We start from the raw sequence: 13,129 nt of genomic DNA, 5'->3' as shown, positions 1-13,129 counted from the left end.
TCGGCGATACACTGGACCCATGGTCGACAAGAAGGGCGGAGCCGACGCGATGGCCACGGTGGTGGACGAACAGGAAGAAAGCGGCAGCAGGTCGATTGCCTCGGTGGAGCGCGCAATGGACGTGCTTCTCCTGTTCGGCCGCAGCGGCCAGCCGGATCTCGGAGTCACCGAGATCGGCAACGAGCTCGGCCTGACCAAGGCCGCGGTCCACCGCATCCTGACCGCGCTGCGCAGCCGCCGCCTCATCAGCGCCGACCCCACCACGCGCAGGTACGCGCTCGGCCCGGCGGCAGTCGCCCTGGGCCGGGCCTACCTGGCCCGCACGGACCTGCGGCTGCTCGCCGCGCCCGAGCTCCGCGCGCTGTCCGCGGAATCGGGGGAGACCGCCACGCTTTCGGTGCGCCGCGGGGACACCCGGCTCTACGTGGACCAGGTCGTCCCGCCGCAGGACCTGCGCATCGACGTCGCCCTCGGCACGCCCTATCCGATGCATGCCGGCGCGTCGTCCAAGGTGATGCTCGCGTTCCTCGCCGACGAGGAGATCGAGGTGTTCCTGACGCAGCGGAACCTGGAGGCGCTCACCGACCGCACGATCACCAACACCGCGAAGCTCCGGAAGGAGATCGCGCAGATCCGCAAGCGCGGCTACGCGACCTCCCAGGGCGAACGGCAGGAGGGCGCGGCGGCGATCGCGGCTCCGGTGCTGGACTACGACGGCTTCATGATCGCCGCGCTGAGCGTGACCGGACCCCAGTCGCGTTTCCGCACGCGTATGGCGGAGTGCGCCCCTATGGTCGTCGCGGCGGCGCAGCGGCTGTCCGCGGAGTTCGGGTACGGCGACAAGGGGGAGTGACGCCGTAGCGAGGGTGAACCCCCGAGGGGTGGGGGGGGGGGGGGCGGGCCCCCCCCCCCAAAGCGGGGACAGGGGGGGGGGGGTGGGGCGGGTGCGCGCGGGCGGGGGGGGCGCCGGGGGGGGGGGCCCCCCCCCCCCCCCCCCCCCACCCCTCTCTTCGTTGCCTCTTGTTGCCTTGCGGCGACCGGTCAGAGGGCCGCGCCGGGCTTGAGCACGCCGAGCGCGGCGGCGGCGAGGACGCTGCCCCAGATCCCGAAGACGTACGGCAGGCACCCGTCGACGGACCTCCGCAGCCGGTGCTCCACTTCGGGCGTGGAGCCGTCCTTGGAGAGCGCGGCGAAGGCCGGCCCGAAGGCCCGCAGCGTGTGCCTGATCCCGAGTCCGCAAGCGATGGCCGCGGCGTACAACATGACCTTGGCACCGAGCCAGCGGGGGTTCGTCGTCACCCCGAACGGCTCATGGACGGCGACGGTGTAGATCCCGCCCGCGAACATGCCTGCCATTACACCGACACGGATGACGCGGTCCGTCAGGGGGACGAACCGGAAGCGTCCCGGATGGTGGTGGTCCTGGATCGTGGCCCATAGCCAGACCGCGGATACGAGCCAGACGGCCGCGACGTTCCACCAGCGGAACACCGTCGCGCCGTGCGGCTCCAGCGCCATGAGCGTGACCCCGCTGGGCAGGAACAGCACGAGGCAGACCCGTGGTCCGAGGTCCAGAGCGAGCATGATGCGAAGTGCGGTGGCGCGCGCCTCGACGCCGAGACCGGGCTTGAGGATGAAGCGGCTGGAGACATAGACACCGAGGTCGCCGCCGAGCCAGAAGACGAACAGGAGCAGGTGGAGCAGAATCCACCAGCCGTGCGTGTGGGCGCCCATGCCGTGCGTGACTCCTCGGGGTGCGTGCGGCGGGGCCGGGCCGTGCCCGGCGGGGCGTGCGGCCCGGCCCCGTGGGGCGTAGTGCGGACAGTGGGGTCAGGTACCGCTGAGGAACTCCGTCACGCCTGCGGCGCGCAGCGGCTCCAGATAGGAGCCGCCGGGGTAGTAGGCGGCCGTCGTGGTGCCGGCCGCGAAGTCAAGCGCCCAGCCGACGGCGAGGGTTTGCAGGACTGCCACGTTCGCGGCCTGCGGCGCTCCGTTGAGGGCGGTGCACAGCGCATCGGTGCTGGCGCCTTCGGCGTCGCAGTGGCTTCCCGTGGTGAGGCGCACGCCGAGGAACGGCCGGTGCACGTCGGTGGTCAACTCCACGGTGCCGGAAGCGTTTCCGTTGGCTGCGTACGGGGGTGAGGACACTGCGAGGATCGGGGTCGTCGTGGTGGCGAGCCCGTTCAGCGCGTTGGCCATGTTGAGCCCGGTGAACGAGTTGACCGGGTCGAGCAGGACCACGCCGCCCAGGCGGGCGAACGCCGCGGGGTAGTTCGTGCGCAGCCGGTTGGCCGCGTAGGACACTGCTTCCCCGCCCGCGGAGTGGCCGACGAACACCAGCTTCTGGGGCAGGGCCAGTTCGGGCCGTCCGGCTTCGGCCTTGGCGTCCGCGAAACTGCGGCCCAGCTTGTCGCCGGGATCGGCGGACTTGCCGAAGAGGTCGGCCACGTTGTTGAGGAACGCGGTGTTGTTGCCCAGGTTGGAGACCGTGCAGCCGAACAGGTCGGCCGACGGCAGCGTCGGGGCGAACACCACGAATCCCGCCGCGGCGTAGCGCCGCGCGAGGTCGTCGAGCCGGTCGTTGGACCTGCTGAACCCGTGCTGCAGCCAGACGGTGCCCTTGGGCGTGCCGGCTGGGAAGTACCAATTGCTGCTGCGGTGGTAGACGAAGGCCGCACACCGCACTTCGACGGAGTTCTCCACCTTGGTGACCGCGGCGGCGGCCGAAGCGGGTGCCGCGGCACCCAGCGTCAGGGCAAGGCACGCGCCGACGGCGAGCGCGCTTCGGGCGAGGATTCCCCGCGTTGTCGAGGTCGGTTTCATGGCACTCCCGGTAACGAGCGGCCGCTTTGGAGGGGGCCGGTACGGGCGGAGGGACACTGAGCGATCTGACATGTGTTTCGTTGTGGAAGACAGAGTATCGATGTGGGAGACAAAAGGAAGTCCCTGGGCACAGGTCGAAATCCGCTGCAGTGCGCGGCGCCAGGGCGACCCGCACGCTTGACGCGGCGGTCGCAAGCCAGTTCACTTTGGCGCTAGACGGGAAACGTCGTTACCTAGAACGAAACGCTAAGGGTGCTCGTCGCCGGGTGCGAGCCGGCGGGCGGCCTGCGGGAAAGGCCGGTCGTGGGCGCCGGTGACCACGCACTCCAGGATTCCCTCCGCCGCCGGCGGAGGGACGGACCGGCCGTCCGAGTACCTCGCCGGGACAGCGGACGGCCGGTCGCGCACGGCACCGAAGCGCCATACGCAGGATATGCGCCGCGTCCTCGACTGTCTGCGACGCGGCGGCTGCTTCGGTGCGGACGGCTCCGCGCAGTCCGCGCGGGGCCAGGTCCTTCGAGAGGGGCTCGCATCACCATGGCAGCATCACGAACGAGACGTGCGGTGGCCGCCGCAAGAAAGGCCGCACCCGCGTCGACGGCAGCGCTCGTGCTGGCCTCGGCGGGCATCGCGGTGACCGCTCCCGCGGCACGTGCCGCCACCATCACGGTCAACTACACCTGCACCGTTCCCGTCATCGGAGCCACGGCGGCATCCGTCCAGATCACCCTCGACGCGCCGACCACCACCCCGAAGGTCGGCGACACTCTGGCGGTGAGCTGGAAGACGCAGCCGGTCGCCGCACTGGCCAGCCCGCTGCCCTTCGCCGCCGACACGATCAAGCCCTCCGGCTCGATCGGCTTGTCCGGTGCGCAGAGCGGCAGTGTCGCGATGAGCGGCCCGCGGGCCAACCCGGCGTACACGCCGAACACCCCGTTCCCGGTCGGCGACATGGCCGGAAGCGTCGAACTCACCGCGGCCGGCACGGTCAACATCGCACCCGGCAACTTCTCGCTCGACGTCCTGTACAACGGCAACAGCATCGTGATCCCGTGCACGGCCGCCGGCCCGGTGACGGGCCTGACGCTCACCGTCGCCGCCGCACCGCGCGCGACCTTGTCCTTGGCCCCCACGCACGGTCCGGCAGGGGCGGCCACCACCGTCACCGGCTCCGGGTATACCCCCGGGGCAGCGGTGACCGTCGCCGGTTACGTCGGCGCCGCGCGGTCCGGCGACGCCGCCGTCACCGCGACCGCCGACGCCTCCGGTGCCTTCGCGGTCCCGTACACGGTCGCGGACCCCGCGACCGACACGATCACCGCCTCCGAGCCCTCCGGGCTGAAGGCCTCGCGGCCGTACACCGTCGACCCGGTCGTGGACCCGGGCGACGCGGCCACGACGATCGGCCAGCCGGTGCGCCCCGGGCAGTTGACGCTGATCAGCGACCCCGAGGCCGCCGTCACGCTGCCCCAGGTGACCCTGAACGGCCGCGACAACACCTCCTCGGGTGACCTGGTCCCCGTCCGCGTCCAGGACTTCCGCGGCGGCACGCTGGGCTGGTCGCTGACCGGCACGGTCACCGACTTCGTCGGTACCGAGCTCGGCGAGAAGATCCCGGCGGGCAACCTCGCCTGGACACCGGCGTGCGCGGCACGGCCCGGATCGAACTCGCCCAGCCAGGTCAAGTCCGGCCCGGCGGGCGCGCTCAGTTCCACCGACGCTCGCACCTTGTGCAACCAGGCTGTGAGCCCGGACGGCAAGGTCACCGGCGGCGACTTCGACGCCAAGGCGGGCCTCGCGCTCGTCGTCCCGGCGTACCAGAAGGCCGACGACTACTACGCCACCCTCACCCTCACGCTGGCCTGATCCGCCGGCCTCGACACACCGCCTTGCCGGAGCCGAGCGGCCCGGCAGGGCGGTGCCCGGCCGCTCCGGGGGCCACCGGCCTTCCTCCACCCTCACCCCGCAGTACGACGGGAGCCGTCACATGCCTGTCCCCGCCACCAATCCGGCGCACATGCCGCGGTACCGCACGCACAAGCGCCCTGCGCTGTGGGCCGGGGCCGTTCTCACCCTCGCGGCCGCGTCCACCGTGGCTGCCCCCCGCGACGCCGCAGCGGACGCCGTCACCGCCAACTACACCTGCACCGCACCGGTGGTCGGTCCGGTCGACGCTGCGGTCCGACTCACCCTCAGCGCGTCGCCCGCACAGCCCAAGCCCGGCGACGACGTGACCGTCACCTGGAAGACCGAACCCGTCACGCAACTGGCCAGCCCCATCGCCTTCGCGGCGGACACGATCCGAACCACCGCCAAACTGACCGTGGCGGGCGCGCAGTCGGGCACCCTGGAAGTGGCCAGTGCCCGCAAGAACGCGGCTGTTCCCGCCAACTCGCCGCTCCCAGTGGCGGACATGACCGGGACTCTCAAGATCAGCGCGGCCGGCGCGGTCCGCATCACCCCCGCCGACTTCTCCATCGACGTGCTCTACAGCGGCCGGTCGATCGTCATCCCCTGCCAGGCCAAGAGCCCGCCCGTGGCACTGACGATCGGAGCGGCAGGCAGCAGCGGTACCCCGATCGGCGTGTCCGTCACCACCAGCGCACCCGCGACCAAGGGCACCGCGACGTCCGGAGCGGCAAGCGGGGCATCCGGAGCGGACTCGGCCGCGGGGTCGACCGCAGGAAGCGGCGACCTCCCCAAGACAGGCGCACTGGACGACATCACGGCCCTGACGGCTCTCGGCTGCACCGTCTTTTTGGCGGGAGCCGCGGCCGTCGTGATCACGTGGCGCCGCAGACGAGGTGCGGCAACAGGCGGTCCGCGGTGACCCGTGCGAAGCGGCGGACCACCGGCGCCGGACGCCTCCACACCGTGTTCGGGATTGCCGTGGCACTGCTGGCAGTTCTGTTCGCCGCCGCACCGCCGGACGCGTCCGCAGCCGACAGCGGCGACGTCGGCGTCACACCGGTGCGACTTCCCGGCACGCCGGACCGCCAGTACTTCTTCCTCGAGGCCGGCAGCGGCACCGGCATCCGTGATGCGGTGGAGATCTCCAACCACTCGCAGACGGCGAGAACCCTCCGGCTCTACGCAGCAGATGCCTACCACACCGCCGACGGCTCGTTCGCCCTGCGCACGGCGGCCGAGCCCGCCCGCGACGTGGCCGCGTGGGTCCGCCTGGCGTCCTCCACTGTGACCCTGCCCCCTGGGGGAAAAGCGAACGTCGAATTCACCGTCGACGTTCCCCCCGGGACTTCGGCAGGCGACCACATCGGTGCCGTGATCGCCGAGGACGCCGAACCGTCGGCGGTCCCCAAGGACGGCTCGGGGTTGGCCGTCAAGTACCGCATCGGTGCACGCATCTACCTGAGAGTCCCCGGGCCCGCGGCACCCGCACTCGAACTGCGGGACGTACGCGTGCACCATGACGCACCGCCGTTCGCCCTCCCAGGCCATACAGGGCGAGTCGAAGTGACGTTCACGGTGGTCAACCGCGGCCGGCTGATCCTCACACCGTCCGCCTCCCTGCGCGCCGAAGGCATATTCGGGCGCGCACTCCAGCGGGACCCCCGCTCCCTGGGCCGCCAACTGTTCCCCGGGGAGTCCATGACCGTCACCGAGACCTGGGACGGACCGCCCTTCGCCGACCTGCTCGAACTGCGCGTGCACGTCGACGATCCCGCGACCGGTGTGGCGGCCGCCAGGACCGTGGACCTCCGCATCATTCCCTGGCCTGCGCTCGGCACAGCGGCCGTGGTCCTGTGCGGGCTCCTGGTCGGCTGGGAACGCCGACGCGCCCGCCGCCGCCTAGCCGTTTGCACGGACCCGGCAAACGAGGAGGCCTTCGACGAGCTCGGCGGCGCACCCACCGAGGAGTCCGGGCGACCCGTCGGCGCCGCCCGGACGACCCGGGAACGGACCTGAACTCGCCGGCGGTCGGCCGCGCGTGGACGGGTCTGGCCTGCCTAGCGGCGCTCCTGCTCTGCTCGGGGGCCACGGCCGGAGCGGCGCCGGCCGATTCCCTCGCTCCGGCGAAACTTCTGCTGGAGGGAGCCGACTTGAAGGCCGGCGCCGAGGTTGCGGTGGCGGGCGAAGGCTGGCCCGTCCGCACCCACGTGCGCATCATGCTGTGCGGTCAGGGGCCGTCGCGCGTGCGCGGCACTGCAGACTGCGCGGCCGCGGGCGCGGTGACCGCCTACGCCGACCACGAGGGCCGCTTCCGCAGCCGGCTCGTCGCAACCGCTCCGCCGGTGCCGTGCCCGTGTGTGGTCCGTGCCTACACCCCCATGGTCTCCGGTGCGGATGCCGCCGAGGCCTCGGTACCGGTGGTCCTGTCCACGCATCCTGTCACCGGCGGGCCGCCCCCGCCCGGGGACTCCCGGTATGTCCTGTCGATGTCCGAACTCAGCGGCAAGGACGGACTGCTGACCGCATTCGGGGCGCCCGCGCGGCGCACGGTCCGACTTCGCCTGGGCAACGCAGGGAACGCTTCCGCGGCCGCATCGACCATCCAGGTCTCGGTCGGCCGGGACGGTGCGGACCCGGATTGGCAGGACCGTGCCCGTACCGGCCCGATCGCGCCCGGCAGCAGTACCGAGATCGCGTTCCGCGTGGAGTTGCCGTCCGCGGCCTCGGGCCGCTGGGTCGTCACCGTCGCACTCGTCGATGCCACCGGGGTGCGTGAGCCGATCACGGCCTGGCCTGTGGACCTCGAATCCCCCTGGGGCCTCACCGTGTTCCGCATCCTCCTCTGGGGCGTTCCGGCCCTTGTACTCCTCCGAATCCTCGTGGCGCTCGGCCGCACGCGCGCCACGCGCGGCACCCCAGTCTGCGGCAACCCCGACCCCAGGAGCAGTCCATGAGAACACCCCGAGCCGTTGCACTCGCCGTGATCCCGCTCGGCCTGGTGGCACCGATCGTGGCACCCGCAGCAGCACATGCCGAGGACAGCACCGTCACCTACACCTGCCAAGTCCCCGTCGTGGGCAGCACTCAGGCAGCGGTGACGATGTCCCTCACCGCGACTCCGCGGAATCCGAAGGCGGGGGAGGCCGTCACCTTCACGTGGAAGTCCGAACCCGTGGCCCAACTCGCCGGGCCCGTGGCGTACGACGCGAATTCCATCCAGGTGACCGCTGTACTGACGCTTTCCGGCGCCGCGGAATCCACGGTGCGCATGATGGGACCGCGTGCGAATCCGCCGGTCCCTGCCGGGTCGCCGCTGCCGCTCGGTGAAATGACCGGCACGGCGACCCTGGCCGGAGACGGGCCCATCACGGTGACCCCCGGTGCGCTCGTGGTGGACGTCCAGCGGCAGCCTCGGCCTATCACCGTGCCGTGCGAGCCGGCGAGCCCCGCGCCGTTCATGACGTTGTCCTCCGCGGCGGCCGCGGACGAGTCCGACGACGACAGCATCCTGCCGGTCGCCGTCGGTGTCGGGGCAGGAGTCGTGGTCCTGGCCGGCGCCGCGGTATGGCTGCTACGTCGTCGCCGTGTGGCCGCGCGGCCGTGAGTCGGGGCCGGGGCGGTGTCCGGTGCGCGAGCGGGCACCGGACACCGCCCCCGGCCGAACGGCGACCCTTCGCCGATCAGGCCGCGGGTGACGGGTCCTCAGGTACGGCATCGGCCTCGAACGCGTCACGGCGCCGGATTGCGGCCGCGAGGCAGATCACCAGGAACGCCATGGTCCCCGCCCACAGCGCGGTGGTGGGGCCGTCGTCGGACGAGCCGCCGGTGCCGGCCGGGGCCGGTGCGGTCTGCGCGTTCGGCTGCTGGTCGCCGGCGACCGAACCGCCGGCGAATCCGATGCGCAGGTTGACCGTGTTCGCATCCACCAGCGGCTTCGGGTTCGTGCCGGGAAGCGGACCGACGCCGATGACGCACTGGCGGGTCATGCAGTCCACGCCGTGGACCGAAGTGACCATGGTGAGAACGACTTTGGGCAGTCTGCCGTCGGCATCGACGTTGACGAAGGTCGCCCCGGCCTTGAGGTCGCAGTGCTGGGGACCGGTGTAGCCCTCCGAGCACTGCCCGACGGCCACCGCCCGCAGACCGGGCTGGAAGCCGCGTCCGGTCACGGTGATCTTCTGGCCGGGCACCAGCCCGGTCGACGCCGTCACTTCGATGCTCGCGGTCTGCGCCGCATGGGCGCGATCGCCGGCGCTGGGAACGGCCCCGATGGCGAACAGCAGCGCCGCGACAACTGCGGCGGCGGATGCCACCGGCAGGGCCCGCCGGTCCGCAAGACGCCGACGGCGGCCCGAGCGCAGGGAGATGCCCAGGGCGACCGCGCCGAGCGGTATCGCCAGCAGGACGGTCGCATCCTCGCGCGATACCAGTTGCCCGGCTCCCCATCGCCAGGCAATCGCCGTGAGGGATCCGGCGAACACCATCGACAGGACGGGTACGGCCCGCGGCCGGACGAGTGGGCCGGAGCCTGCGGCGGCAGCGGTCGCCGCGAGGGTCGCGAACCCGGCGGCCGCAGCGAGCCCGAGCACTGCCGTCCGACTGCCCCCCGCGGTGGCGGTCGCCACCGGCCCGGCGGCAGCGGCCAGCAGCAGGAACGGCGTCGGGCCCCCGGGCCGCTCGGGCCGCGCGCCACGCCTGCGGCGGAGGCGGATTCCCCCGACGACGATGACGGCCGCGAATGCGGCCCCCACAGCCAGCCGGTCGGCCTGTCCGCCGCCGAGCACGCTCCACTGGAACAGTTGGAGGTCGAGGAACGTCACGACGCTGCCGGTCGCGGCGAACGCCGCGGCGCCGAGCACCACTCCAGTTGCGTCGCCGCGTCCGTGCTCGGGCTCCGTGAGTGCCGGGGCGGATCCGGGAGCGTCTGTGCGCCGGGAGACGGCCACTGCGGGCACATGCAGCAGGAGCATGCCCGCGCCGCACACAGCGAGTGCCGCTTCGGGGTGAAAGGCCAGGCGTCCGCAGATGACGCCGGCTGCCGCCACGCCGAGCCACAGAGCTCCGCCGGTCACGACAGAAACGGCCTTGGCGCCGCCCGCCATACACCATCTCGCTCGTACCGCGATGCCTGCCGGGATTCCCGCTGCGCAGGCGGCGACGCTCATGGCGACAGGCGAGGGAATGTAGGCGCACAGCGCGAACAGCAGCCCGGTCGACGCCGCGGCGGTTCCGTAGACCCGCCCCGCATTGCGGGACCGCTCGACCCACCTGCCCGAACCGGCGGCGACCGCCCAGGCCACGACCGCTGCGGTGAGGAACACGTAGCGCACGGCCTTGCCCGGCATGCCGACCACGCCGCCCATGGCATCGACCAGGAGTACTCCGGCACCCAGGAGCAGTCCCAGCCCCGCGGCCGCCGCGCCGCGAACGGCGTTGTCCAGCAAGGCCGATCGCTTGCCGGCGGCGATGGCCGCCGGGTCCGCGGGCGTGTCGGTGCCACGCGGAGGAGGACTCGGGGGGCTTTCGAGGGAATGGTCCATGACGCCAACCGCCCTTCTCGGAGCGGGGCAGGCCGCCTCCACCCCACCGTGACATCGTTCTCTCTAGGGAAACATAGTTTTACTGGCGGATACATAGCCTCAGCAAGAGGGCAACGGCCACCCGACCGTGGAGGCGCATGCGGGCGGACCCGGATCGCCTGAGCCCACGGCAGCGGAACGGCGCGACGCGAACGTCGGCCGGCGGATCCCGAGGCAGTGACTGCGGGACGTGTGAGCCTGGGGGCTGCCGCGTCAGGCAGCGCCCCGGCCGGGCAAACTAGGCTCGGGGGTCCGCAACCGCGGGGAACTGCGAAGAAAGGACCTGGAGACGATGGTTTCTGGTGGGCTCGCCGAGCAGATTCGGCAGGGCCTCGGGGACTGCAGCCCTGCCGAGCGCAAAGTGGGCCGCGTTCTGCTCGCGGGATTCCCGTCTGCCGGCTTCGAGACCGTGGCCGCCCTGGCCGCCAAGGCATCGGTGAGTGCGCCGACTGTGCTGCGATTCGTCAACCGCTTGGGATACCGGGGGTTCCCCGACTTCCAAGCGGCTCTGCGCGAGGAACTCGACGAACGCAACGCGTCGCCGGTGACGCTGGTGGGCGCGCCCGGTACCGGGGCCGATACCGGTTCGGTCGTCGGGCTCCAGCAGTCCAGCGGCAGCTTGTTCTCCGGGGCCATCGAGCGCACGTTCCTCGAGTTGCCGCCGCACGACCTTGAACGGGCCGTGGAACTACTCGTCGACCGACGTCGGCGGGTCACGGTTGCGGGAGGCCGGTTCACCGACCTCCTGGCCCGCTACTTGGGGCTGCACATGATGCAGATGCGCGACGATGTGCACATGCTGCCCGGCGCCGACGTCGAGCGCGCGGCCGCATTGGCATCGCTTGGCCGTCGGGATGTCGCCGTGGTGTTCGACTACCGACGCTACGAGCCCGACAAGGTGGCCGTGGCCCAGATGATCCGTGAGCGCGGCGGCAAGGTGATCCTGTTCACCGACACGTGGCTGTCGCCGGTCACGGCCCATGCCGACGTCGTACTGCCCTGCCGGGTCGAGTCGCCCTCGGCCTACGACAGTCTGGTGCCGACGCTCGCCGTCGTGGAGGCCGTAGTCGCCGGAGTCCTGACTTCGCTCGGCGCGGACGCGCACGAGCGGATGAAGGCAGGCGAGGAAGCAGCTCGGCGAGCCGGACTGTACTGACAGCACGGGAGCCGAGTCGGCGTAACATGAGATACAAGATCATCATGTAGAACTGATTTGTAATGAACGTTACGCTCAGCCGAGCGGCCTGCCCGAGGCCCGCGGCGAGGAGTGATGGCGTGGTTACTGCGATGCGTGTGGAGCGCGACTTGCTGGGGGAGCGGGAGATTCCCTGGGATGCCTACTACGGCATCCACACCCTCCGGGCGATGGAGAATTTCCCGCTGACCGGGGTGCCCCTGTCGTGGCATCCGGGGTTGGTCTCCGCACTTGCTTGTGTGAAGCAGGCCGCCGCGGCAGCGCATCTCGCGCTGGGGACGCTGCCAGAGGGCCGGGCGGGTGCGATCACTGCGGCATGCACGGAGGTCCGCGCCGGCCGGCTCCACGAGTTCTTCACGGTGGATGTGCTCCAGGGCGGGGCAGGAACGTCCTCGAACATGAACGCCAACGAGGTCATCGCGAACCGCGGTCTCGAACTGCTGGGCCATGACCGCGGCGACTACAGGCATCTGCACCCGAACGACGACGTCAACCGCGGTCAAAGCACCAACGACGTCTACCCCACCGCCGTCAAGCTGGCCCTGTACAGTGCGGCCGCCGAACTCGCCGACACCATGGAGGGGCTGGCGGCTGCTTTCGGCGAACGCGCATCGCGGTTCGCCGGGGTGGTGAAGCTGGGGCGCACCCAGCTGCAGGATGCAGTGCCCATGACCTTGGGGCAGGAGTTCCGGGCCTTCGCCCTGACGGTGGCCGACGACGCCGAGGTCGTGCGCCGCGCCGCGGGGGCGCTGTGCGAGGTGAATCTCGGCGGCACTGCCATCGGCACCGGTCTGAACGCCGACCGGGGGTTCCGGGAGGCGGCGGTGGCGGCCCTGGCCGCGTTGTCAGGTGTTCCCGTGCTCGCGGCCAGGGATCCGATCGAGTCCACGCAGGGAGTCGGTGGATTCCTCGAACTGTCAGGGGCACTGCGCCGGTTCGCGCTGCGGCTCGGCAAAGTGTGCAACGACCTGAGACTCCTCGCCTCGGGACCGCAGGGCGGATTCGGTGAGCTTCACCTCCCCAGCGTCCAGGCCGGATCGAGCATCATGCCCGGGAAGGTCAATCCGGTGATCCCCGAAGCGGTCAACCAGGTGTGCTTCGACGTCGTGGGCTCGGATGCCGCGGTGACTCTGGCCGCGCAGGCCGGCCAGCTCCAGCTGAACGCGTTCGAACCCCTGATTGCGCACCATCTCCTCACCGCCGTCAAGCGCCTGGACGCCGCGTGCCGCGTGCTGGGCGCAAAATGCGTCTCGGGTATCGGCGCGGATGCCGACCGGACGCGCGGTTTGGCCGAGCGGTCGCCCGGGCTGGCGACCGCGCTCAACCCCGTACTGGGGTACGGCAAGGCCACCGAACTTGCCCAGCGGTCTTCGGCGACGAGGCGCAGTGTCCGCGACCTGGCGGTAGAGGAGTCCCTGCTGACCCCCGCCGAGGCCGAGCGCATCCTGGACCCGCTAGGGATGGCCCACCCGACGGTTCAGGGGCAGGGCCGGGTGCCCGGACCCCGGCAGGCGCCGGATACGACGGAGTAGGTGCCGTTGCCGGGGTCTGTGCGCCCGGCCCATCCAGGCAGGAACGGAACGTACACATGCAATCCAAGACTGCGATCTTGTAACGCTCA

At 71.5% G+C, this 13,129-nt stretch carries 11 protein-coding genes; 8 read left to right on the top strand and 3 right to left on the bottom strand.

Translation table 11 applies throughout. The features are described from left to right. The first annotated feature begins 19 nt into the window (after window positions 1-19). Window positions 20-853, top strand: a complete 834-nt coding sequence (locus LZ495_RS30605) for an IclR family transcriptional regulator (RefSeq protein ID WP_235056187.1) — start codon at window positions 20-22, stop codon at window positions 851-853. 188 nt (window positions 854-1,041) lie between these two features. Here LZ495_RS30605 and LZ495_RS30600 read toward each other — a convergent pair whose 3' ends face one another. Further along, on the bottom strand, window positions 1,042-1,734 hold the full coding sequence (locus LZ495_RS30600) for a hypothetical protein (protein ID WP_235056186.1): 693 nt from the start codon (window positions 1,732-1,734) through the stop codon (window positions 1,042-1,044). Window positions 1,735-1,830: 96 nt separating this feature from the next. After that, window positions 1,831-2,823, bottom strand: coding sequence for an alpha/beta hydrolase (locus LZ495_RS30595; RefSeq protein WP_235056185.1), 993 nt, complete (start codon window positions 2,821-2,823; stop codon window positions 1,831-1,833). Between the two features lie 564 nt (window positions 2,824-3,387). On the opposite strand from LZ495_RS30595, the gene LZ495_RS30590 reads away from it, so the two are divergent. The 5 genes from LZ495_RS30590 (at window position 3,388) to LZ495_RS30570 (ending at window position 8,338) form a co-directional block, all read left to right on the top strand. Beyond that, window positions 3,388-4,689 carry a beta-xylosidase gene (locus tag LZ495_RS30590; RefSeq protein ID WP_235056184.1) on the top strand — a complete coding sequence of 434 codons (1,302 nt, stop codon included), beginning with the start codon at window positions 3,388-3,390 and terminating at the stop codon, window positions 4,687-4,689. 121 nt (window positions 4,690-4,810) lie between these two features. Beyond that, window positions 4,811-5,653, top strand: coding sequence for a hypothetical protein (locus tag LZ495_RS30585; RefSeq protein ID WP_235056183.1), 843 nt, complete (start codon window positions 4,811-4,813; stop codon window positions 5,651-5,653). Then, window positions 5,650-6,750 carry a WxL protein peptidoglycan domain-containing protein gene (locus tag LZ495_RS30580; RefSeq protein WP_235056182.1) on the top strand — a complete coding sequence of 367 codons (1,101 nt, stop codon included), beginning with the start codon at window positions 5,650-5,652 and terminating at the stop codon, window positions 6,748-6,750. Before LZ495_RS30585 ends, LZ495_RS30580 begins: the two co-directional genes overlap by 4 nt. 134 nt (window positions 6,751-6,884) lie before the next feature. Further along, entirely contained in the window at window positions 6,885-7,688 is an 804-nt protein-coding gene (locus tag LZ495_RS30575) for a hypothetical protein (RefSeq protein WP_235056181.1), read from the top strand. After that, window positions 7,685-8,338, top strand: a complete 654-nt coding sequence (locus LZ495_RS30570; protein ID WP_235056180.1) for a hypothetical protein — start codon at window positions 7,685-7,687, stop codon at window positions 8,336-8,338. Before LZ495_RS30575 ends, LZ495_RS30570 begins: the two co-directional genes overlap by 4 nt. Window positions 8,339-8,414: 76 nt before the next feature. Here LZ495_RS30570 and LZ495_RS30565 read toward each other — a convergent pair whose 3' ends face one another. After that, entirely contained in the window at window positions 8,415-10,274 is a 1,860-nt protein-coding gene (locus LZ495_RS30565) for a neocarzinostatin apoprotein domain-containing protein (protein ID WP_235056179.1), read from the bottom strand. A gap of 331 nt (window positions 10,275-10,605) precedes the next feature. Here LZ495_RS30565 and LZ495_RS30560 point away from each other — a divergent pair, with 331 nt between their 5' ends. Then, complete coding sequence (locus tag LZ495_RS30560) at window positions 10,606-11,469, top strand: MurR/RpiR family transcriptional regulator (RefSeq protein WP_235056178.1); 864 nt, start codon at window positions 10,606-10,608, stop codon at window positions 11,467-11,469. Window positions 11,470-11,531: 62 nt separating this feature from the next. Beyond that, window positions 11,532-13,040, top strand: a complete 1,509-nt coding sequence (locus tag LZ495_RS30555) for an aspartate ammonia-lyase (protein WP_235056177.1) — start codon at window positions 11,532-11,534, stop codon at window positions 13,038-13,040. The last annotated feature ends 89 nt before the right edge of the window (window positions 13,041-13,129 follow it).

Origin of the sequence: Yinghuangia soli, from assembly GCF_021502675.1 — a bacterium.
Classification (GTDB): Bacteria; Actinomycetota; Actinomycetes; order Streptomycetales; family Streptomycetaceae; genus Yinghuangia; species Yinghuangia soli.
The sequence above is the reverse complement of the archived record's forward strand: the minus strand, read 5'-3'. Positions and strand labels throughout refer to the sequence as shown.

Bases quoted from the DNA above. Each gene is read 5' to 3' on its own strand.
- LZ495_RS30605 (WP_235056187.1), top strand. From the start codon at position 20: ATGGTCGACAAGAAGGGCGGAGCCGACGCGATGGCCACGGTGGTGGAC.
- LZ495_RS30600 (WP_235056186.1), bottom strand. From the start codon at position 1,734: ATGGGCGCCCACACGCACGGCTGGTGGATTCTGCTCCACCTGCTCCTG.
- LZ495_RS30595 (WP_235056185.1), bottom strand. From the start codon at position 2,823: ATGAAACCGACCTCGACAACGCGGGGAATCCTCGCCCGAAGCGCGCTC.
- LZ495_RS30585 (WP_235056183.1), top strand. From the start codon at position 4,811: ATGCCTGTCCCCGCCACCAATCCGGCGCACATGCCGCGGTACCGCACG.
- LZ495_RS30570 (WP_235056180.1), top strand. From the start codon at position 7,685: ATGAGAACACCCCGAGCCGTTGCACTCGCCGTGATCCCGCTCGGCCTG.
- LZ495_RS30565 (WP_235056179.1), bottom strand. From the start codon at position 10,274: ATGGACCATTCCCTCGAAAGCCCCCCGAGTCCTCCTCCGCGTGGCACC.
- LZ495_RS30560 (WP_235056178.1), top strand. From the start codon at position 10,606: ATGGTTTCTGGTGGGCTCGCCGAGCAGATTCGGCAGGGCCTCGGGGAC.
- LZ495_RS30555 (WP_235056177.1), top strand. From the start codon at position 11,532: ATGAACGTTACGCTCAGCCGAGCGGCCTGCCCGAGGCCCGCGGCGAGG.